This is a genomic window from Brevibacterium sp. Mu109, from assembly GCF_900169375.1.
GTDB lineage: Bacteria > Actinomycetota > Actinomycetes > Actinomycetales > Brevibacteriaceae > Brevibacterium > Brevibacterium yomogidense_A.
The window spans coordinates 1-19,945 of the sequence record NZ_FXZF01000007.1; the positions used below are offsets into that span (position 1 = coordinate 1).

Annotated in this window: 20 protein-coding genes; 1 reads left to right on the top strand and 19 read right to left on the bottom strand. The window is 67.3% G+C overall.

All coding sequences use genetic code 11. The annotated features are described in order from the left end of the window. The 3 genes from BSP109_RS05575 to BSP109_RS05585 form a co-directional block, all read right to left on the bottom strand. The coding region (locus tag BSP109_RS05575) for a transposase family protein (RefSeq protein ID WP_146001088.1) at nucleotides 1-618 on the bottom strand (618 nt) is incomplete at its 3' end. Nucleotides 619-710: 92 nt separating this feature from the next. Next, entirely contained in the window at nucleotides 711-2,510 is a 1,800-nt protein-coding gene (locus tag BSP109_RS05580; RefSeq protein WP_101599668.1) for an HNH endonuclease, read from the bottom strand. 499 nt (nucleotides 2,511-3,009) lie between these two features. Then, nucleotides 3,010-3,309 carry a hypothetical protein gene (locus BSP109_RS05585; protein ID WP_101599669.1) on the bottom strand — a complete coding sequence of 100 codons (300 nt, stop codon included), beginning with the start codon at nucleotides 3,307-3,309 and terminating at the stop codon, nucleotides 3,010-3,012. 31 nt (nucleotides 3,310-3,340) lie between these two features. Between BSP109_RS05585 and nucS the strand changes: the two genes are divergently transcribed. Then, the gene (nucS, locus tag BSP109_RS05590; RefSeq protein WP_101599670.1) at nucleotides 3,341-4,036 is read left to right on the top strand and encodes an endonuclease NucS; all 696 of its coding nucleotides are present in this window, start codon (nucleotides 3,341-3,343) and stop codon (nucleotides 4,034-4,036) included. 41 nt (nucleotides 4,037-4,077) lie between these two features. On the opposite strand, the gene murA is transcribed toward nucS, so the two are convergent. The 16 genes from murA to rho all read right to left on the bottom strand — a co-directional run bounded on the left by murA (nucleotide 4,078) and on the right by rho (nucleotide 19,821). Further along, on the bottom strand, nucleotides 4,078-5,379 hold the full coding sequence (gene murA / locus BSP109_RS05595) for a UDP-N-acetylglucosamine 1-carboxyvinyltransferase (RefSeq protein ID WP_101599671.1): 1,302 nt from the start codon (nucleotides 5,377-5,379) through the stop codon (nucleotides 4,078-4,080). Then, nucleotides 5,376-5,834: a DUF2550 domain-containing protein gene (locus tag BSP109_RS05600; protein WP_087008701.1), complete on the bottom strand. Its 459-nt coding sequence runs from the start codon at nucleotides 5,832-5,834 to the stop codon at nucleotides 5,376-5,378. Before BSP109_RS05600 ends, murA begins: the two co-directional genes overlap by 4 nt. A 22-nt stretch (nucleotides 5,835-5,856) precedes the next feature. Next, nucleotides 5,857-6,120 carry a F0F1 ATP synthase subunit epsilon gene (locus BSP109_RS05605; RefSeq protein ID WP_087008699.1) on the bottom strand — a complete coding sequence of 88 codons (264 nt, stop codon included), beginning with the start codon at nucleotides 6,118-6,120 and terminating at the stop codon, nucleotides 5,857-5,859. A gap of 3 nt (nucleotides 6,121-6,123) precedes the next feature. After that, nucleotides 6,124-7,578, bottom strand: coding sequence for a F0F1 ATP synthase subunit beta (gene atpD, locus BSP109_RS05610; RefSeq protein ID WP_087008696.1), 1,455 nt, complete (start codon nucleotides 7,576-7,578; stop codon nucleotides 6,124-6,126). Nucleotides 7,579-7,615: 37 nt separating this feature from the next. Next, a complete protein-coding gene (locus BSP109_RS05615) occupies nucleotides 7,616-8,545 on the bottom strand; it encodes a F0F1 ATP synthase subunit gamma (protein WP_087008694.1) in 930 nt (309 codons plus the stop codon). Between the two features lie 40 nt (nucleotides 8,546-8,585). Beyond that, complete coding sequence (atpA, locus tag BSP109_RS05620) at nucleotides 8,586-10,220, bottom strand: F0F1 ATP synthase subunit alpha (RefSeq protein ID WP_087008693.1); 1,635 nt, start codon at nucleotides 10,218-10,220, stop codon at nucleotides 8,586-8,588. A gap of 81 nt (nucleotides 10,221-10,301) precedes the next feature. Next, nucleotides 10,302-11,111, bottom strand: coding sequence for a F0F1 ATP synthase subunit delta (locus BSP109_RS05625; RefSeq protein WP_087008691.1), 810 nt, complete (start codon nucleotides 11,109-11,111; stop codon nucleotides 10,302-10,304). After that, complete coding sequence (locus BSP109_RS05630; RefSeq protein WP_101599672.1) at nucleotides 11,111-11,674, bottom strand: F0F1 ATP synthase subunit B; 564 nt, start codon at nucleotides 11,672-11,674, stop codon at nucleotides 11,111-11,113. The genes BSP109_RS05625 and BSP109_RS05630 overlap by 1 nt, the downstream gene beginning before the upstream one ends. An 18-nt stretch (nucleotides 11,675-11,692) precedes the next feature. Continuing rightward, on the bottom strand, nucleotides 11,693-11,929 hold the full coding sequence (atpE, locus tag BSP109_RS05635) for an ATP synthase F0 subunit C (RefSeq protein WP_087008688.1): 237 nt from the start codon (nucleotides 11,927-11,929) through the stop codon (nucleotides 11,693-11,695). A gap of 78 nt (nucleotides 11,930-12,007) precedes the next feature. Further along, nucleotides 12,008-12,802 carry a F0F1 ATP synthase subunit A gene (gene atpB, locus BSP109_RS05640; protein ID WP_087008686.1) on the bottom strand — a complete coding sequence of 265 codons (795 nt, stop codon included), beginning with the start codon at nucleotides 12,800-12,802 and terminating at the stop codon, nucleotides 12,008-12,010. A 292-nt stretch (nucleotides 12,803-13,094) separates the two neighbouring features. Next, nucleotides 13,095-13,559, bottom strand: coding sequence for a hypothetical protein (locus BSP109_RS05645; protein ID WP_087008684.1), 465 nt, complete (start codon nucleotides 13,557-13,559; stop codon nucleotides 13,095-13,097). Continuing rightward, nucleotides 13,556-14,662: an MraY family glycosyltransferase gene (locus BSP109_RS05650; RefSeq protein WP_087008682.1), complete on the bottom strand. Its 1,107-nt coding sequence runs from the start codon at nucleotides 14,660-14,662 to the stop codon at nucleotides 13,556-13,558. Before BSP109_RS05650 ends, BSP109_RS05645 begins: the two co-directional genes overlap by 4 nt. Beyond that, nucleotides 14,663-15,340 carry an L-threonylcarbamoyladenylate synthase gene (locus BSP109_RS05655; RefSeq protein WP_087008681.1) on the bottom strand — a complete coding sequence of 226 codons (678 nt, stop codon included), beginning with the start codon at nucleotides 15,338-15,340 and terminating at the stop codon, nucleotides 14,663-14,665. A gap of 11 nt (nucleotides 15,341-15,351) precedes the next feature. Further along, nucleotides 15,352-16,272: a peptide chain release factor N(5)-glutamine methyltransferase gene (gene prmC / locus BSP109_RS05660; protein ID WP_101599673.1), complete on the bottom strand. Its 921-nt coding sequence runs from the start codon at nucleotides 16,270-16,272 to the stop codon at nucleotides 15,352-15,354. Then, nucleotides 16,269-17,384, bottom strand: coding sequence for a peptide chain release factor 1 (prfA, locus tag BSP109_RS05665; RefSeq protein ID WP_101599674.1), 1,116 nt, complete (start codon nucleotides 17,382-17,384; stop codon nucleotides 16,269-16,271). The genes prmC and prfA overlap by 4 nt, the downstream gene beginning before the upstream one ends. Before the next feature lie 187 nt (nucleotides 17,385-17,571). Next, entirely contained in the window at nucleotides 17,572-19,821 is a 2,250-nt protein-coding gene (gene rho / locus BSP109_RS05670; RefSeq protein ID WP_101599675.1) for a transcription termination factor Rho, read from the bottom strand. Nucleotides 19,822-19,945 lie beyond the last annotated feature (124 nt).

A 19,945-nucleotide genomic window follows, 5' to 3' on the forward strand; every position in this document is an offset into this window, starting at 1 on the left:
GCCGTCGACGATGCCGAGGACCTGCCCGGTGGCCAGGTCGACCAGCGTCGTCATCCACGGCTCGAACCGTCTCCAAGCGCCCTCGTCGGTGCGGAACCAGCGCACTGACCGGTAGCGGTGCTCATCGACCCCCAGACGCCTGACCCGCACGTCGTCGACGTCAGGCAGGACCACTGCGGCGGCGCTGAGGGCGGCCTGGACCAGCCACCACGAGACGCCGTGGGCCCGGGCCACCTCGGAGGCTGCACGGCCGGAACGGATCACGGCAGAGACGACCTGGTCCCGCAGTCGGGTCGTCGAGCGTGCGTATCGCGGGATCTGCTCGGTGGCCTCGGCGAACGTGCCCCGGGCACAGGCCGGCTCCAGACAGAACCAGCGCCGCTTGGCCCACACCACCACCGCTGCGCCAGCGACGGGAACGTCCCGGACCTGCTGTGACCGGCGGGAATGGACCTTCGTCGCCAGCACGCCGCAGGACGGACAGCCCGGCGGGACGGTCGAGGCGATCACCACCCGCCGGCCCCCGTCGGGCAGGTCGACGGCATCGATGACGCGGTAATTGGGCAAGTTGAAGATCGTGCTCGCAGCATCACGCTGCGAACCAGTACTCTCGTGCACAGGCTCGTGGTCCTCTGAGATTCGGATGTCTTGACAACACCCATCACAGCAGGACCACGAGCCGTTCTACGTCAACGACGCGACGCTCCCCATCACCACGAACCGGGAAGAGCCGTCAATCCACCCGAGGCGGGATCGATCTTCGAGAACCTGCAGCAATGCTCGATCTCACACCACCCCGCCGGATAACTGCAGCCGGGCACTGTGCATGTGCGCCACTTCGCGCGCACCGTCCGCCGCATCGCAGCCGTCGGCTCATACGTCTGCGCCACATGATCCGTCACGATGCTCGTCGCCGGATCCGTCAACACCCGATACCACGACGTCGCATGCGCAGCCGCATCCCTGCAGAACTCCGCAGAAACCGGCACATCCCCATTCACCCGCCCCGGCCGCTCATCCACCGACAACACCGTCGAGACCGGCACCGTGATCGTCACCTGCGCCTGCTTCCGCAACCAATCCCCATCCGTCGGACACAGAACATCGATAAACGTGCCCTCAGGAAGATCAGACCCATCTCCGGTTCCGGAGGCAGCGGCGGGATCGACGGTGCCGCCAGCGCCGGAGCCGGGCTCATCAGCCAACGCGGCCTCCACGATCGCTTCGGCAGCCTTCCGCCGCGCCCCCACACCACTCTTCAGCCCGGCACCCGTCTTCGGGCCGACACGGACCTGCGTCTGCGGACGCGCACCCGCCAACAGATCGAACATCAGCTCCGCCACCCGACGATCATCCAGAAGACGACCCACCAAGTCCTTCGCGTCGAGATCCTGTCCGTCCTTCATCAGTCCGAGCGCACCGATCTCCTGCCTGCGAATCGCTCTGGCCATTGCACGCAGACGCTGGAACAGCGCCTCGATCACACCGATCGGACCGACCATCTCCAACACAGCGGTGTCATCATCACGCCGCTCGATCCGCACACACCGCTTCTTCCGCGCCGCATCAGGATCAGCAGCCACCGGATCCAGAACGCGGATCCGCATCCTGGCTTGCTTCTCGAACTGATCCAACGACAACCCCGCATCCAACCCATCCAAGAACCCATCCAGAGCCTGGATCTCTGACAGGGGCAGGAGGGCGTCATCGATGCGGAAATGCAGACGCTCCACCCGCTCCACCGACAACCTGCCAGCCACGACGGAGGACAGCAGGTTGTGCAGACCGATGAACTCCACAATCGCCCGGGCGGAGACTCTCCGAGCTGTCTCCAGCTTGGTGCGCAGCTTCGCCGCGACCACGATCATGTCCTCACTCGCAAACAGCTCACGCGCACGCGTTGAGATCCGCGGATCCTGAAAGGAACCAGCCGCAAAAGCAGAACCCGGACTACCCACCGCGGTCGTCTTCTCATCCGTGGGCTCGGGCACCGCAACGGTGGGGTCCCTGGGGTCTTTGGAAGAGCTTTGCGGAGGCTGTGACTGAGCGGGTGAGGTCTCCGCGGGCCCTGGTTCCGGGGCGGTGAGGAACCTCTCCAGCTCCCCCTCCCCACCCTTCCGATTCAGCACACGATTCAGCAGGAACGCCGCGAGCTGGGCGGTCTCCACCGCGCGTAGACGTCCGACGACCTCGGCTGTGTTCGTCCACTCACCCAGCAGACCAACAGACGAGACCGCGGCCTCGGGGCCCTCTGACGCCTCGGCACGGCCCGAGTCCTCTGTGCCCTCGGATCCTCCATCAGGCTGTGGGTGACGTGCAGACTCCTGCGCACCGGCCGTAGCCTCCGCCACCGGGTGAGAACCGAACGACCATGACAACGGGCCCGCGACGCCGAACTCACCCGAGGCCACCCGCCCGATCGCGGCCCGCACATCAGCCACTGTCAGCAGCCGGGCGGGACCACCCTCGGGCTCGTCACGGAGACGACCACGCGCCAGATCCTCCGTCATCGCCCCTCGCCTCCCCCTGGAAGCCTCAACCACCCTGCAGAACACACCCAGCAGAACAACCCGCCCAGAACACACGCGGCAGACACAGCCACCGTGCGCTCCTTCATCCCACCGTTCGCGGTGAGTGACAGACCATCTTCATTGATGTTCTACACACTATTCGAAGGCACGGACATAACTCTGCAGTCCGACGATCCGGCTGCATTACCGAAGGTGGTTCGGCGGACAACCACAGTAGTAACACCGCGACTGAACCAATGACTCATCGGCCAGTGGCACTCACGCCCTCTGAATCAATGTCTGATTATCGGCGCCGACGGGTGCGGATGAGGGAGAATCGAGGACGGCTCACCGTTCACAGCCTGTGGAAGCAACCGCTGGACGCGGTCAGTGTCGGACGCGGTCGGCGTCGGACGCAGTCAGTAGCCGACGCAGTCAGTGTCGGACTCAGTCCGAGCCGAGCGCAGTCAGAGCCGAGCGCCACCAGAGCCGAGGGCAGTCAGCGGCGGCGACCCCGGAAGCAGTGGGTGTGCCAATGGCGCCGCGCCTCGGGCCCTGTGCCGATCCCGTACGCCGCAGTCTCGCGCCACGCGATGGTGTGCGGAGTCGATGCCGCGAGGTCCTGCTGACACCCGGGGCACACATAGACCTTGCCCGACGGAGCACCGGTGGTCTCCTGCACGACCCACTGACCATCACGCGCATCGTCGATGCGACGGCGGATCGCGAAGCCGGCCGACAACTCGCGTGCCGGACGCTGCCATTTGTTGGCGCGGCGCGAAGAGGACGAACGTGGCATGACGCCAGTGTCTCACGTAGTGTTGACGCCTGTGCGAGTCGTGATTGCGAAGTGCCAGGTCGACTATGCGGGACGTCTGTCCGCGCATCTGCCCCTGGCCATGAGAGTCCTCATGATCAAAGCCGACGGCAGTGTGCTGGTCCATTCCGACGGCGGCTCCTACAAGCCGCTCAACTGGATGTCACCGCCCTGCTCGATGCGCGTCGAAGAGCCCACGGCAGACCAGGTCGAAGCCGGCTTCTCAGAGATCTGGACCGTGCGCCAGAAGAAGACCGATGACACGCTCGTCATCTCCATCGCAGAGATCGTGACGGCGGTGGAGCAGGAACTCGGCACCGACCCGGGCCTCGTCAAGGACGGCGTCGAAGCCCACCTGCAGGAGCTGCTCGCCGAACACATCGATACGCTCGGCGACGGGTACACGACGGTCCGCCGTGAGTACATGACTGCGATCGGCCCCGTCGACATCCTGGCCCGTGACTCAGCAGGCTCGTCGATCGCCGTGGAGATCAAGCGGCGCGGTGGCATCGACGGCGTCGAGCAGCTCACGCGCTACCTCGAACTCATGAACCGCGACGCCACGCTCGCTCCTGTCACCGGTGTCTTCGCCGCCCAGGAGATCAAGCCGCAGGCGCGCACCCTCGCCGAGGACCGCGGCATCCGCTGCGTGGTCCTCGACTACGATGCGCTGCGCGGAATGGACGACCCGGAGACACGGCTGTTCTGAGACACGGCCGCACCTCACACCGCACCTGACGGGACCTCACCTCACGGGATGACGGTGTCCGGCTTCTCCACGCGCTCGATGGTCGCACCGAGCTGAGTCAGCTTCTCCACGAAGTGCTCGTACCCGCGCTCGATGTGGTCGACACCTGATACTTCAGTCCGTCCAGCAGCGGTCAGACCCGCAACGACAAGGCCCGCACCTGCACGGATGTCACTCGCCTCGACCTCGGCTCCGGACAGCGAATCGGTGCCGGTCACCAGTGCATGGTTGCCGTCGATGCTCACCGTGGCGCCCAGCCGTGACAGCTCGTTCACGAACCGCCAGCGCGCTTCGAAGAGGTTCTCCGTCAGCAGACCCACACCGTCGGCCACGGCGTTGAGCGCGATGACGAACGGCTGGAGATCCGTGGGGAATCCGGGGAACGGCAGGGTCGACACCCTGACCGGCCGCGGTCGCTCCGGACCGACGACACGGAATCCGGCGACCGACGGATCCTCATCTGCCACCGCGTCCACCTGTGCACCCGCTTCCACGAGCTTGTCCACCACGTTCGGCAGGAGCGCGAGCTCCGCACCGCGCACGGTGACGTCCCCGCCCGTCGCGGCAGCGGCGAAGGCCCACGTCCCCGCGACGATGCGATCGCCCACACACCGGTGTTCGACCGGCCGCAGCTCCGGGACTCCCGTCACGACGAGGCGGGCTGTGCCGATGCCCTCGATGTCAGCACCCATCTCCACGAGCATCGTGCAGATGTCGACGATCTCCGGCTCCTTCGCCACATTCTCGATCGTCGTCACGCCGTGTGCCAGGACCGAGGCCATGACGAGGTTCTCCGTCGCACCCACCGACGGGAACGGCAGAGCGATGTCGGCACCGCGCAGCCCGTTCGGGGCGCTGGCGACGAAGTACCCGTGCTCCAGACTCACGTCTGCGCCCAGCTGCTCCAGACCGCGCTGGTGCATGTCCAGGCCGCGCGACCCGATGGCGTCGCCGCCGGGCACCGCGACCTCGGCGGCGTGCATCCTGCCCACCAGCGGGCCGAGCACCGAGATGGAGGCCCGCATGAGCCTCACGAGTTCATAGTCTGCGGTGATGCCGGGGGCCTCCGGGACATCGATCGCGACAGTGCCGGCGTCCGCGTCGTAGTCGATGCCGCACCCGAGGCGGTGGAGCAGTTCGCACATGATCCGGACATCCGCGATGGCCGGGACGTTCGAGATGACGGAGCGGCCGGGGGCCAGCAGCGTCGCCGCCATGAGCTTGAGGACGGAGTTCTTCGCGCCCCTCACCGTCACATCGCCGGACAGGACCGTGGGGCCCTCGATGACGAAGACGTGCCTCATGTGAACCGTCCCATCGTGTAGTTGGCGCCCGGGGGCGCGGACTCGAGCCAGGAGGAGAAGCCGGAGAGGGCCTCCGCGTCCAGGGCCAGGCGGATCGTCTTGGGCGACCCGCGATGGACATCGTAGCGGCAGACGATGACCTGCGCGTCCGGCAGCAGGGAGTACTCCTCGCCGTCACTGGGACGGCCGCGCTCGACGATCTCCAGATCGGAGCGCGGGAGGATGAAGCTGGGGTGCGGTCGCAGGCTGAAGACCGGGTACCAGTCGAGGGCGGAGACGCCGAAAACGGCGACGCCGAGCCGCCAGACCCCGGGCTTCTGCGGAGGCTCGAGAGAGCAGTCGAAGGCGCCGGCCGCTCGAGTGAGCGACCGGCGCCTGACGGTGAAGAGCACGACGATGACCACAGCCGCTCCGACCGACGAGAGCAGAATGATCAGCAGAACGGATGCAAGCACGTCGCTTCTTCCCGGGGACTTGTCAGTCCACGATCTCGGCCGCGTCGGCGACCACGGAGACCCTGTCGTTCGCCACCGACAGGAATCCTCCGTCCGCCTGCGCGCGGACGGTGGCACCGGCCGTCGTGAGGATGCGGACCTCTCCCCCGGCCACAAGCCCCATCAGGGGCTCGTGGCCGGCGAGGATGCCGATCTCGCCTTCGGTGGTGCGGGCCACGACGCGCGTGGCCTCCCCCGTCCAGACCTCGCGGTCAGCGGAGACGACGACGACTGTCAGCGCGGCCATCGGTCAGTTCTCCTTCTGGAGCTGCTCGTAGTTGCGCAGCACATCCTCGATCGGGCCGACGTTGAAGAACGCCTGCTCCGGGATGTGGTCGTAGTCGCCGTTGCAGATGCCCTTGAAGCCCTCGATCGTGTCCTGGATCGAGACCGTCGAGCCCTCGACACCGGTGAACTGCACCGCGGTGTAGGTGTTCTGCGACAGGAACTGCTCGAGGCGACGCGCGCGGTGCACGACGACCTTGTCCTCTTCGGACAGCTCGTCGACGCCCAGGATCGCGATGATGTCCTGCAGCTCCTTGTTCTTCTGGAGGATCTGCTTGACGCGCACTGCCGTGTCGTAGTGATCCTGGCCCACGTACAGCGGGTCGAGGATGCGCGACGAGGAGGACAGCGGATCGACGGCCGGGTAGAGACCGCGCGACGCGATGTCACGCGAGAGCTCGGTGGTCGCGTCGAGGTGCGCGAAGGTCGTCGCCGGAGCCGGGTCCGTGTAGTCGTCCGCGGGGACGTAGATCGCCTGCATCGAGGTGATCGAGTTGCCGCGGGTCGACGTGATCCGCTCCTGCAGCACACCCATCTCATCCGCGAGCGTGGGCTGGTAGCCCACAGCGGACGGCATGCGGCCGAGCAGCGTCGAGACCTCGGAGCCCGCCTGCGTGAAGCGGAAGATGTTGTCGATGAACAGGAGCACGTCCTGGTTCTGGACATCGCGGAAGTACTCCGCCATCGTCAGGCCCGTCAGTGCGACGCGCAGACGCGTGCCCGGCGGCTCATCCATCTGACCGAACACCAGTGCGGTGTTCTTGAGGACTCCGGACTCCTCCATCTCGAAGATGAGGTCGTTGCCCTCACGCGTGCGCTCACCGACGCCGGCGAACACGGAGACACCGCCGTGGTCCTGCGCGACACGGGTGATCATCTCCTGGATGAGGACCGTCTTGCCGACACCGGCGCCGCCGAACAGGCCGATCTTGCCGCCCTGCACGTACGGGGTGAGCAGGTCGATGACCTTGATGCCCGTCTCGAACATCTCCGTCTTCGACTCGAGCTGGTCGAAGTTCGGCGCCTCGCGGTGGATGGGCCACCGGTCGGTGATCTCGTAGGGCTCGGTCAGCATCGACGTGTTGAGGACATCGCCCGTCACGTTGAAGACCTTGCCCTTGGTGACGTCACCGACGGGAACGCTGATGGGCGAACCGGAGTCGACGACCTCCTGACCGCGGACGAGGCCGTCGGTGGGCTGGAGGGAGACGGCGCGGACGATCCCGTTGCCGAGGTGGAGCTCCACCTCGAACGTGATCTTCCGGATGCCATCGGACAGGGCGACCTCGGTCGTCAGCGCGTTGTAGACCGTCGGGACCGCATCGAGCGGGAACTCGATGTCGACCACGGGGCCGATGACGCGCGAGATCCGGCCTGTGGTCCCCTGGACCTGGGGGGTTTCGGAAACTGTGGCAGTCATGTTCTCTTTCTCTTCTGCTCTCTTCACCTGGCGAGGCTCAGTCGCTGGGGCCGGAGGCTGCAAGAGCGTCGACGCCGCCGACGATCTCGGAGATCTCCTGGGTGATTTCTGCCTGTCGGGCCGTGTTGGCCAGGCGGGTGTACGTCTTGATGAGGTCGTCCGCATTGTCGGTCGCAGTCTTCATCGCCTGCTGGCGTGCCGCCTGCTCCGCCGCAGCGGCACTCAGCAGCGCAGACTGGATCCGCGCATCGATGTACCGCGGGAGCAGCGCATCGAGCACCTTCTCCGCACTCGGCTCGAACTCGTAGAGCGGGAAGACCTCATCCTGCGATGCCGTGGATCGCGCACCGGGTGCCGCCACGTCCTCCTCGACGACTTCGAGGGGGATCAGACGGCGGTACTCCGGCTGACGATCCACAGCTGACCGGTACACGGTCGACACGAGGTAGATCTCATCGACGCCGCCGGCGGAGAAGTCCTTCTCGAACGATGCGAGGAGCTCCTCCCCGATCTCACGTGCGTCGGCACCCGTGGGTGCCTCCGAGAAGCCGGTCCACGACCGCACGATCTCGCGATCGCGGAACGTGTAGTACGTCTCCGGCTTGCGGCCCACGGTGTAGAGGGCGACATCCTTGCCCTCGTCCCTGAGCAGGGTGATGAGTTCTTCAGCCTCACGGATGACATTCGCGGCGTACGCGCCGGCGAAGCCGCGGTCCGGGCCCATCACGACGACCGCTGCGCGGTCGATCGTGTCGGGCTCGGTCGTCAGCGTGTGATCGACGTTCGACTGCGTCGCCACCACAGAGACGGCACGGGTGATCTCACGCGCGTACGGGCTCGCCGCCTGTGCGCGCGCGACCGCCTTCTGGATGCGGGAGGCCGCGATGAGCTCCATGGCCTTGAAGATCTTCCGCAGCGAACTGGTGGAATTGATCTTGGCCTTGTAGACCCGCTGCTGTGCTCCCATCAGCACTTCCTTTCAGTCGTGGCGTGCACGTCGGACGACCTCAGCGCTTCTGCTTGACGATCTGCTCCTGCTCGATGTCGGCAGACTCCGCGGCAGCAGAGTCTCCCGAACCGGCAGCAGCGTCATCACCGGACGGCTGGAACTCCTTCTTGAACTCCGCGACGGCGTCGGAGAGGGCATCCTTGAGGTCGCCGGAGAGCTTGTCGGTCAGCCCGGCGATCTGGTCGAAGATGTCCGTCTTGCGCTCGAGGTAGGAGTGGAACTCCGACTCGAACCGCAGCACGTCGGAGACCGGGACCTCGTCCAGGTGGCCTTCGGAACCCGCCCAGATCGAGACCGTCTGGCGCTCGGAGGGCATCGGCTCGAACTGGCCCTGCTTGAGGAGCTCCATCAGACGAGCACCGCGATCCAGCTGACGGCGCGTCGCCGGGTCGAGGTCGGACGCGAACATCGCGAACGCCTCGAGCGAGCGGTACTGCGCCAGCGAGATCTTCAGCGTGCCGGACACACCGCGCAGCGGCTTGCGCTGAGCGGAGCCGCCGACGCGGGACACGGAGACGCCGACGTCGACAGCGGGACGCTGGTTGGAGTTGAAGAGATCCGACTGCAGGAAGATCTGACCGTCGGTGATCGAGATGACGTTCGTGGGGATGAACGCACCGACGTCGTTGGCCTTCGTCTCGATGATCGGAAGACCGGTCATCGAGCCGCCGCCCAGTTCGTCCGACAGCTTCGCGCAGCGCTCGAGCAGACGCGAGTGCAGGTAGAAGACGTCGCCCGGGTAGGCCTCACGGCCCGGCGGACGGCGCAGCAGCAGCGAGATCGCACGGTAGGCCTCAGCCTGCTTGGAGAGGTCGTCGAAGACGATGAGGACGTGCTTGCCCTCGTACATCCAGTGCTGACCGATGGCAGAGCCCGCGTAGGGAGCGAGGTACTTGAAGCCGGCCGGGTCGGACGCGGGGGACGCGACGATCGTCGTGTACTCCAGTGCGCCGTTCTCCTCGAGGGAGCGACGGACCGAGGCGATGGTCGAGCCCTTCTGGCCACAGGCGACGTAGATGCAGCGGACCTGCTTCTTCGGATCGCCGGACTCCCAGTTGGCCTTCTGGTTGATGATCGTGTCGAGCGCGAGGGCGGTCTTGCCCGTCTTGCGGTCGCCGATGATCAGCTGGCGCTGTCCACGGCCCACCGGGATCATCGCGTCGATGGCCTTCAGACCCGTCTCGAGCGGCTCCTTGACCTCCTTGCGGTCCATGACGCCCGGAGCCTGGAGCTCGAGCTCACGACGGCCCACGGTCTCGATGTCGCCGAGCCCGTCGATGGGCTCACCCAGCGGGTTGACGACACGGCCCATGTATCCGTCGCCCACGGGCACGGAGAGCACTTCGCCGGTGCCGTAGACCTGCTGGCCCTCCGCGATCCCGGAGAACTCGCCGAGCACGACGGCGCCGATCTCGCGCTCATCGAGGTTCTGCGCGAGTCCGAGGGTGCCGTCTTCGAAGCGCAGCAGCTCGTTGGCCATGGTGCCGGGCAGACCGGACACGGTGGCGATGCCATCGCCTGCCGTGACGACAGTGCCGACTTCGGTCTTCTCTCCCGCCTGGGGCGAGTACGATTCGACGAACTTCCCCAGAGCGGCCCGGATCTCCTCCGGGCTGATTGTCAGTTCCGCCATCTGGTTTCCCTGCTTCCTTACTTGACGTGAGGCTGCGTGCGCGTCGCAGCGGTTGTTCGTGGCGCCCCGTTCGGGGCGCGATCAGCTGGTGAGTCGACGGCGAACGTCCGAGAGGCGATCTGCGATCGTGCCGCTCATCACCTCGTCGCCGACCTGCACCCGCACACCGCCGACGACGTCGGGGTCGACGACCACATGGAGCACGAGCTCCCTGCCGTACGACCGGGACAGTGACTGGGTGAGTCGATCCTGCTGCTGCTGAGTCAGCGGCTTCGCGACGACGACTTCAGCGACTGCGCGACGCTGACGCGCGGCCAGCACCTCGCCGTAGTTGTCGAGCGTCTCAGCCACGCGGAATCCGCGGGGATGCGCCGCCGCCTGTGACGCGAGGAGGACTGTCTCCTCTGCGGCGGCGGAGCCGAGCAGGTCCTGCACCAGTGCGCGCTTGGCACTGGGCGCGCGGTCGGAACCGAACGCCCAACCGAGCTCGTGGTCGGATTCGATCGTCCGTGCGAAGCGGAAGAGCTCCTCCTCGACACGGCCCAGGCGGGTCTCCGCCTGCGCGCGGGCCGCGAGCGCAGTCACGCCCGCCACCTCGAGTGCGGTCACGAAGTCCTGGGTGTGCGCCCAGTGGAAGCCGGCGGCGCTCCGCGCAACAGCGAGTGCGCGGTCGTCGACCCTGCTTCCGAAGAGGGCGTCCAGGACTCCGGTCTTCGCCTGCGGATCGAGAGAGGCATCCGCGAGGGACTTCCTCAGGGAGACGTCCTCCGACAGCACCGTCACGATGCTGAGGAGGTCGGCTCCGATCGCTGCGTCGACCGTGGTGCCGGACACCGCGGAATCGATCTGGGCGAGTACCTTCTGCAGGGACATCCTGCTCGACTGGAGCATCAGACCTCCTTGGAAGCGGAGGCGGGGGCCGCCGGCGTCTGGGCCTCGAGATCGGCGATGAAGCGATCGACGACGTTGGCCGAACGGCTGTCATCGGCGAGTGACTCGCCCACGATGCGCGAGGCGAGGTCGGTCGCGAGACCGCCCACCTCGGAACGCAGGGAGACCATCGCGGACTGGCGCTCCGCCTCGATCTGAGACTTGGCCTGCGTGATGATCCGCTCTGATTCGTCGGTCGCCTGCTGCTTCATCGAGGCGATGATCTGCGCGCCTTCCTCCTGGGCCTCGGCCCGGAGTCTGGCGGCTTCGGCGCGTCCGTCCGCGAGCTGCTTCTGATATTCGGCAAGGGCGGCGTCCGCCTCTGCCTGCACCTTCTCAGCCTTCTCGATGCCGCCCTGGATGGCGCTGGAGCGCTCGTCGAGGACTGCACGGAACTTCGGAAGGAAGACCTTCCAGAAGGCGAAGATGATGATCGCGAAGCAGACCGCCGACCAGACGATGTCATAGACGGGTGGGATGAGCGGGTGTCCGCCCTCCGCCGCGAGAACTGTCATCGGGGTCATGTGCGGGTTCGCTCCCTATCAGGCTGCGGGGAAGATGAAGCCGGCTGCGATGCCCAGGAAGGCGAGCAGCTCGACGAAGGCGATGCCGAGGAACATGGTGGCGCGCAGCTGGCCTGCGACCTCCGGCTGACGAGCCATGCCCTCAACGGTCTTGCCGACGAGGATGCCGATGCCGATGCCGGGGCCGATGGCCGAGAGGCCGTAGCCGACGGTCTGCAGGTTGCCGGTCACTTCGGCGAGGATGGTGGTGTCCACGTGGGTATTCCCTTTCGATTGAGGGCCGGCTCTTCAGCAGGCCCCTGTCTTGCGGATGACAGTTTGTGGGTCCGGGACTCAGTGGTCCTCGGCGACGCTCAGCTGGATGTAGGCAGCGGCCAGCAGAGCGAAGATGTAGGCCTGCAGCACCGCGACGAGGATCTCGAAGAGCGTGAAGGCGAAGCCGCCGATCAGCGTGAGCACTCCGAAGCCGGCGGAGATTCCGCCCACCTCGAAGAAGAAGAACTGGGTGGCGGCGAAGCACAGGACGAGCAGCAGGTGGCCCACGAGCATGTTGAACGTGAGACGCAGCGTGAGGCTGACCGGCCGTGCGATGAAGGTCGAGACGATCTCGATCGGCGTGACGAGGATGTACATCGGCTTCGGGACGCCGGCGGGGAACAGCTCACCCTTGAGGTACGCGAGGCCGCCCTTGGCCTTGATGCCCGCGCCGATCATCACGACGTAGACGACGAGCGCCATGACCAGCGGCATGCCGATGAGTGCGTTGGACGAGATGTTCAGGAAGGGGACGATGCCCGTGACGTTGAGGGCGAGGATCCCGAAGAAGAGCGAGGCGATGAGCGGGAAGAACCGGTCGCCGTCCTTCTTGCCGAGCATGCCGTAGGCGATGTCCTTGCGGACGAAGTCGAAGGCCATCTCCACGACGGACTGGATGCGGCCCGGGACGAGCGTCGCCTTCCGCAGCGCGAGCCACAGGAAGAGGAGCAGGACCAGCGTCGCGAGGATGCGGACCAGGATGATCCGGTTGATGTCGAAGCCTGTCCCCTCGAACAGGAACACCGCCGGGAAGAACTCTTCGAGACCGGGGGCGACGAAGCCCCCTCCCCCTTCAGCTGCGAGCAGCGACACCGTTGGCAGGGCGTTGATGAACAGGGCGGTCTCCTGACGGCTATGCGGCCGCCGCAGGTGCGGTGACCGGCGACGGCACTTCGAACGGGCGCGGTCGTCGGACTGGCGTCCGATCGGGATATCGCGATGGTCTGGCGCCGGATCCGGGTCTGACTCTGCATGCCGCACTCGAGATGTGCACAGAGACATGACCGATTATTCCCAGCGTGTCCCGGGATACTCTACCAACCGTAGAGAAGGGCACAAAACCGCTGGACCCCTGTCTTCCCGGACGACCGGTGTGTGCTTGGTCTCATCGAGCGGATTCGTCGACGAACGGGAGTCGGGCCCTCTGCACGATGACGACGTCTGCGATCAGAGAGGCGATCGCGGCGACGGCCAGTGTGAGGAAGAGCGTCCAGGGATCGTAGAAGTCCCTCCCGCGCAGTGCGATCCCCACTCCCATGAAGCCCACGATCTTCACCAGGAACCCGCCCAGGACGCCGGCCGCCATGGTCGTGGGGCTCGATTCGGCCGTGAAGTACATGACGACGGCCGTGATCGCGAAGAACGCGAAGGCGACGACGGCGCCGATGAGTGCGCCCCACACGCCCGGCAGACCGGTGAGCAGCGCCCCGACGAAGCTGGCGATCGTCCCGATGGCGACCGCGATGAGCGCGCCTGAGATGATCGTCCACTTCATGATGGAGCGGACGCTGGCGACGCCGCCCTGACGCGCGGGGCGCTCAGCGCCGGAGGATTCGGGAGAGGTGGTCATGAGGGCTCCTTACGTGCCAGGCGTCGGCCCAGCGGGTAGAACGTCAGCACGATCGTCACGAGGACGAGCACGGCGAGCACCGGGAGGACCCGGGCCACGGGGAAGCTGAGGAACGAGACCGATCCGAACGCGAAGATCACGGTCCACAGGTAGAGCAGCAGGACGGCGCGGGCGTGCGAGTGCCCGAGTCGGAGCATGCGGTGGTGCAGGTGCTTCGCATCCGCGGAGAACGGCGACTTCCCCGCCATCATCCGTCGCACCACGGCGAGTCCCAGGTCCAGCAGCGGCAGGGCCATCACCGCGATCGGCAGGATGATGGGGAGGAAGGCTGCCAGCGCGCGCTCGTCCGCGAGCATCGCGGGGTCCACCTGTCCTGTGACCCGGATCGTCGAGGCGGCCAGCAGGAGGCCGATCAGCATCGATCCGGAGTCGCCCATGAAGATCCGGGAGGGGTTGAAGTTGTGCGGCAGGAAGCCCACGCACGCTCCGACCAGCACAGCGATGATGAGCGACGCGAGGTTCGCGTAGCTGTCAGGGGTCGTGTCGACTGCCAGCGTGTAGCTGTAGACGAAGAACGCGGCGCCGCCGATCGAGACGACGCCCGCCGCCAGCCCGTCCAGACCGTCGACGAAGTTCACCGCATTGATGGACACGAGCACCACGAGCACCGTGAGGATGAGCGACATGCGGGGCGAGCCGATGATGATGCCGCCCAGCGGGATCGACAGGAGGCTCACGCCGTTGAGTGCCATGAACCCGGCGGCCAGTGTCTGTCCCGCGAGCTTCGTCGTCCAGTGCAGATCCCAGATGTCGTCGATGACGCCCAGCAGGCAGAGCAGCGTGGCGGCACCGGCGATGCCGATCACCGGACCGGGCTCGACGAAGACGCGGTTGAGGAACGGCGTCTGCGACGCGATGAGGAGACCGCCCATGATCCCGGCGAACATCGCGACGCCGCCCAGCCGGGGCGTGGGCACGGAATGGACGTCCCGATCGCGCAGCGGCGAGAAGATGAGGCCCCGCTCGGCGATCCTGCGCACCATCGGGGTGGCAAGGTACGAGATCACCGCCGACACGAGGAGGATGAAGAGGTAGGCGCGCACTCAGTCGTCCCGCACAGCGCCATCGTTCGGCCCATCCACACCGACGAGATCCGGCACGGCCTCCCGCAGACGGTCCAGCGACAGCGGCCCCTCCCTCACCACGCGCGGCGGCTCGGACGTCATGTCGACGATCGTGGAGGATCCCTGGCCGCTGCGCGGTCCGCCGTCCAGGTAGATCCCGACGGAATCGCCCAGCATCGACTCCGCTGCGGCGATGGTCTCCGCGGCCGGCTCCCCATGGGTGTTCGCACTCGACACCGCGAGTGGGCCGGTCTCCCCCAGCAGCGCCAGCGCGTCCGGATCATCCGGCATCCGCAGCGCGACGGTCCCCCAGGTATCGCCGAGGTCCCAGTCGAGCATGGGCTGCGCGTGGCAGATCACGGTGAGCGGACCGGGCCAGAACTGCGACACCAGCGCCATGATCCGTTCATCCGCGCCGCTCACCAGGGCCAGCAGCGTGTCCTGGCCCTGGACCAGGACCGGCGGGGGCATGTCACGTCCCCGCCCCTTGGCCGCGAGCAGCGCACCGACCGCGCGCGCACTGAAGGCGTCGGCCGCGATCCCGTAGACGGTGTCCGTCGGCATGACGAGCAGTCCGCCGTCGCCGATCACCCGACCGGCCTCCTTGAGTACCAGCTCGCGCACCTGCTCATTGCGGATGTCGAAGGTCCGTGCCATGCGTCGAGGGCTCACTTCCCCTGGGTGTGCGGCTGTCGGACAGCCAGCGTGAAACGATCTCGTCCAGTGTAGTCCGCGCGCGTCGTCGCCTCCGCGAAACCGGATGCGAGGAATGCCTCACGCAGCGCCGCCCCCTGGGTGTCCGCGTGCTCGAGCACGAGCAGGCCGCCGGTCGGCAGCACGCGGGCGGCCGCGGCGATCACCAGCCTTGGCACGCGGGTCCCGTCATCACCGCCACCCCAGAGTGCGCGTGCGGGATCGTGGTCGACGACCTCGGGCGCGGTGGTGGTGCCGTCGGCGACGACATAGGGCGGATTGGCGACGACCACGTCCGCACGGCCGGTGAGGTGCGCGTCCACGACCGCGCGCACTGCCTCCGGATCCGTCGCGTCCGCCTCCACGACCGCGAAGTCGGAACCGGCCCGTGCGAGGTCGCCCGCGACCGCGTCCGCACTGCGTCGGGCCCAATCGGCCGCCGTCGGATCGGCTTCGATCCCCACCGCCGAGGTCCCGGCCGCCTCTGCGGCCACGGCCAGCCCCAGCGCCCCCGTGCCCGTGCACAGGTCCAGGACGCGAGCACCTCCGGAGGGGCGCACCGACGCGAGGTGCGCAAGCACCGGATCCACCAGCAGCTCGGTCTCCGGCCGCGGCACGAAGACTCCGGGTCCCACCGGCAGGGTGAGGGTCCGGAAGTGGGCCTCCCCCGTGATGTGCTGGACCGGGACGCGCCGCGCACGGCGCGCCAGCAGCGCGTCGAAGGAGGCTGCCGCCTCGGCGGGAACGGGGATTCCCATGAGGCGGGCGCGGCTGAGGCGGCGGCCGTCCATACCGCACGCGTGAGCGAGCAGCAGCGCGGCGTCCGCGGCGGGCGAATCGACCCCCGCGGCGGCGAGGCGCTGCTCCCCGTGTCGCAGAAGCTCGTCGATGCTCACCCGATGTCTTCCAATCGCGCCGCGCGTTCGGCGGCGCGCAGCGATTCGACGACCTCGTCGAGCCGGCCGTCGATCACCTGGTCGAGGTTGTACGCCTTGTACCCGGTCCGGTGATCGGTCACGCGGTTCTCCGGGAAGTTGTACGTCCGCACCCTCTCGGACCGGTCGACTGTGCGCACCTGGGACCGGCGCTGTGCGGATTCGGCCTCTGCCGCCTCATCAGCGCGGGCCGCGAGGATCCGCGCGCGCAGCATTCGCAGCGCCGCTTCCTTGTTCTGCAGCTGGGACTTCTCGTTCTGGCAGCTCGCGGTGATCCCGGTCGGCAGGTGCGTGATGCGGACCGCGGAGTCCGTCGTGTTGACCGACTGGCCGCCGGGGCCGGACGAGCGGTACACGTCGATCCTCAGGTCGTTGTCCGGCAGCTCGACCTCATCCGGCGCGTCCGCCTCCGGGAACACGAGCACGCCGGCGGCCGAGGTGTGAATCCGTCCCTGGGACTCCGTCACCGGGACCCGCTGGACGCGATGGACCCCGCCCTCGAACTTCGTCCAGCCGAAGACGCCGTCCTGCGAGGACTTCAGCGCCATCGTGAGCTCTCGCACGCCGCCCAGCTCCGTGTGGGCCGCGTCGAGGACCTCCGTCGACCACCCCTTCGTCGCGGCCCAGCGCTCGTACATGCGAGCCAGATCCGCGGCGAAGAGCGCCGATTCGTCGCCGCCCTCCCCCGCACGGATCTCGACGATCGCGTCGCGGCCGTCATCCGGGTCGGAGGGCACGAGCAGCTCGCGCAGCTCCGCGGTGAGGGATTCCCGCTCGTCGCCGAGCGCCTCCTCAAGCTCCGCAGCCTCGGCGGCGAATGACTCGTCCGCCTCGGCCATCTCGTGGGCCACCGCCAGATCATCGGCAATGGTCTCCAGCCGCGTCCAGACGCGCACGACGCGGTCCAGCTCCGCATAGCGGCGGGTGAGTGACCGCGCACGGCCGGGACTGCTGTGGACCTCCGGATCGGCGAGCTCCTGCTCGACGCGCGCGTGCTCGTCCAGCAGGGAGCGCACGCTCGCGGCCAGAGCGTCGAGCTCCTGTTCGATCGAGCCCTGTTCCTCCGCAGTCATCTCCGCACCCCTCTCAGCACGCCGGTCTCACCACTCGAGCCTCACCACTCGGATCTCACCACATCATCCTCGTAGCCACCGACGTGCGGCATGCCACGAGGGCCGCAGGTCATCCTGCAGCCCTCGTGTGATGCGACGTATCCGTGCGCCGGCAGTGCCCGCGTCCGGTGTCAGTGGTCACTCGGTGTCAGTGGTCGTCCGACGCCGACTTCGGCAGCGGGGTCGTCTTCTGCACCTGCATGAGGAACTCGGCGTTGGAGCCGGTCTCCTTGAGCTTCGACAGCAGGAGCTCGATGCCCTGCTGCTGCTCGAGGCCGGACAGCAGACGTCGCAGCTGCCACATGACCTTGCGCTCCTCCGGACGCATGAGGTTCTCCTCACGGCGCGTGCCGGACGAGTTGACGTCGACCGCCGGGAAGATCCGCTTGTCCGACAGGTGACGGGAGAGGCGCAGCTCCATGTTGCCGGTGCCCTTGAACTCCTCGAAGATCACTTCATCCATCTTCGAGCCGGTCTCCACGAGCGCGGTCGCGAGGATCGTGAGCGATCCTCCGCCCTCGATGTTGCGGGCCGCACCGAAGAACTTCTTCGGCGGGTAGAGCGCATTCGCATCGACACCGCCGGACAGGATCCGGCCGGACGCGGGCTGCGCGATGTTGTACGCACGGCCCAAACGCGTGATGTTGTCGAGCAGCACGACGACGTCCTGCCCCATCTCCACGAGGCGCTTCGCACGCTCGATCGCGAGTTCCGCGATCGTCGTGTGATCGTCCGCGGGACGGTCGAAGGTCGAGGCGATGACCTCGCCCTTCACCGCGCGCTGCATGTCCGTCACTTCCTCCGGACGCTCGTCCACGAGCACGACCATGAGGTGGACCTCAGGATTGTTCTCCGCGATCGAGTTGGCGATGTGCTGCATGATCGTCGTCTTGCCGGCCTTGGGCGGTGCGACGATGAGGCCGCGCTGGCCCTTGCCGATCGGTGACACAAGGTCGATGATCCGCGTGGTCACGTTCTTCGCCTGCGTCTCGAGCCGCAGGCGATCCTGCGGGTAGAGGGGCGTGAGCTTCGAGAACTCGACGCGGCGCTTCGCGTCTTCGACCGTGAGGCCGTTGACGGAGTCCAGACGCACCAGGGCGTCGAACTTCTCGCGACGGTTCTGGCGGTCTCCGCCCTCATGCGGCTTGCGGATGGCACCGGTGACGGCGTCGCCCTTGCGCAGGCCGTTCTTCTTCACGAGTCCGGCGGAGACGTACACGTCGTTGGGCCCGGACAGGTATCCGGATGTCCGCAGGAACGCGTAGTTGTCGTGGACGTCGAGGATGCCGCCGACGGGGATCAGGACGTCGTCCGGACGCACCTGGTCGTCATCACGGCCCCGGCGCTTGCGGTCGCGACCGCGCCCCCGGTTCGACCGGTCGTCCTGGTCGAAGCGCGAGTCATTGCGACCCCCGCGGCGATTCTGGTTGTCGCCCCGACCGCCCTGATCGTTGCGGTTCTGGTTGTCGTTGCGATCGTTGCCGCCGTTGCCGCGATCATTGCGTCCGCGGTTGCCGCGGCCGCCCTGGTCGTTGCGACCCTGGTTGTCGTTGCGACCGTGCTGATCGTTGCGACCGCCCTGGTCGCTGCGGTTCTGCTGGTCGTTGCGGCCCTGCTGGTCCCCGCGGTTCTGCTGGTCGTTGCCGCCGTTGCCGCGGTCGTTCCCGCTGCGGTCGCCGCCGTTGTCATCGGAGCGGTTGTCGCCGCGACGGCGACGCGTGCGGCGTCCTCCGTCATCGTGGCGCGCGTCCTGGTCCTGCGAGGAGCCGTCCTGCGAGGAGGAGTCCCGTGCCGAGGAGCCCTCAGCGCGGCTGCCCTCGTCGAAGATCAGGCTGTCGAGCGCCTGCTCCACGGAGGTCTGAGCGGCAGGGGTCTGAGCATCAGGGGCCTGAGCATCAGGGGTCTGAGCCGCGGGGGCCTGAGCTTCCGGAGAGGTCGATGCCGGAGCATCCGATGTCGAGGCGTCGGAGCCCTGCGACGTCGCAGAGGTGTCCGCAGCTGCGCGTCGCCCCTGGTTCCGTGTGCCCTGGTTCCGTGCGCCCCGCGCCGAACGCGCAGGAGCGGACTGTTCCGCGCTGTCGGCGGCCGACGCCGATGCGTCCGTGCTCGAGGTGGCAGCAGCGGACGAATCCGCTGCGCTCTTGTCTGTGGTGGTCTTGTCTGCAGCCGTCTTGTCTGCGGTCGTCTTGGCGGCAGTCGACTTACCGGCGCCGACCGAGCTGCCTGCATCGGACGATGAACCGCGGGCGGTCTTGATCGCGTCGATGAGGTCACTCTTCCGCAGGCGGCGATAGCCCTTGATCTCCAGGCCGGCTGCGATTTCCTGCAGCTGCGGCAGACGGAGTGCCGTGAGACTTCCCGAACGTGCTGATGTGTCGTTCGCGGTGGTTTCGGTCACGAAGGTTTCCTTCTCCGTTCGGCTGTGCGTGAGAAATGCGTAGAGAACGCCGGATGCACAGCGTTGGATGGCACCTGTGGTGCATGTGGTGAAGACGCAGGCCGAATACGACCGAGGGCGTCAT

What these genes read in the sequence shown, in the direction of transcription:
- BSP109_RS05615 (WP_087008694.1), bottom strand. Translation starts at nt 8,545, where the DNA reads ATGGGAGCACAGCAGCGGGTCTACAAGGCCAAGATCAATTCCACCAGT.
- murA (WP_101599671.1), bottom strand. Translation starts at nt 5,379, where the DNA reads ATGAGGCACGTCTTCGTCATCGAGGGCCCCACGGTCCTGTCCGGCGAT.
- BSP109_RS05645 (WP_087008684.1), bottom strand. Translation starts at nt 13,559, where the DNA reads ATGACCACCTCTCCCGAATCCTCCGGCGCTGAGCGCCCCGCGCGTCAG.
- BSP109_RS05580 (WP_101599668.1), bottom strand. Translation starts at nt 2,510, where the DNA reads ATGACGGAGGATCTGGCGCGTGGTCGTCTCCGTGACGAGCCCGAGGGT.
- atpD (WP_087008696.1), bottom strand. Translation starts at nt 7,578, where the DNA reads ATGACTGCCACAGTTTCCGAAACCCCCCAGGTCCAGGGGACCACAGGC.
- BSP109_RS05585 (WP_101599669.1), bottom strand. Translation starts at nt 3,309, where the DNA reads ATGCCACGTTCGTCCTCTTCGCGCCGCGCCAACAAATGGCAGCGTCCG.
- BSP109_RS05655 (WP_087008681.1), bottom strand. Translation starts at nt 15,340, where the DNA reads ATGGCACGGACCTTCGACATCCGCAATGAGCAGGTGCGCGAGCTGGTA.
- atpA (WP_087008693.1), bottom strand. Translation starts at nt 10,220, where the DNA reads ATGGCGGAACTGACAATCAGCCCGGAGGAGATCCGGGCCGCTCTGGGG.
- BSP109_RS05630 (WP_101599672.1), bottom strand. Translation starts at nt 11,674, where the DNA reads ATGACCCCGATGACAGTTCTCGCGGCGGAGGGCGGACACCCGCTCATC.
- BSP109_RS05605 (WP_087008699.1), bottom strand. Translation starts at nt 6,120, where the DNA reads ATGGCCGCGCTGACAGTCGTCGTCGTCTCCGCTGACCGCGAGGTCTGG.
- prfA (WP_101599674.1), bottom strand. Translation starts at nt 17,384, where the DNA reads ATGACTGCGGAGGAACAGGGCTCGATCGAACAGGAGCTCGACGCTCTG.
- BSP109_RS05625 (WP_087008691.1), bottom strand. Translation starts at nt 11,111, where the DNA reads ATGCTCCAGTCGAGCAGGATGTCCCTGCAGAAGGTACTCGCCCAGATC.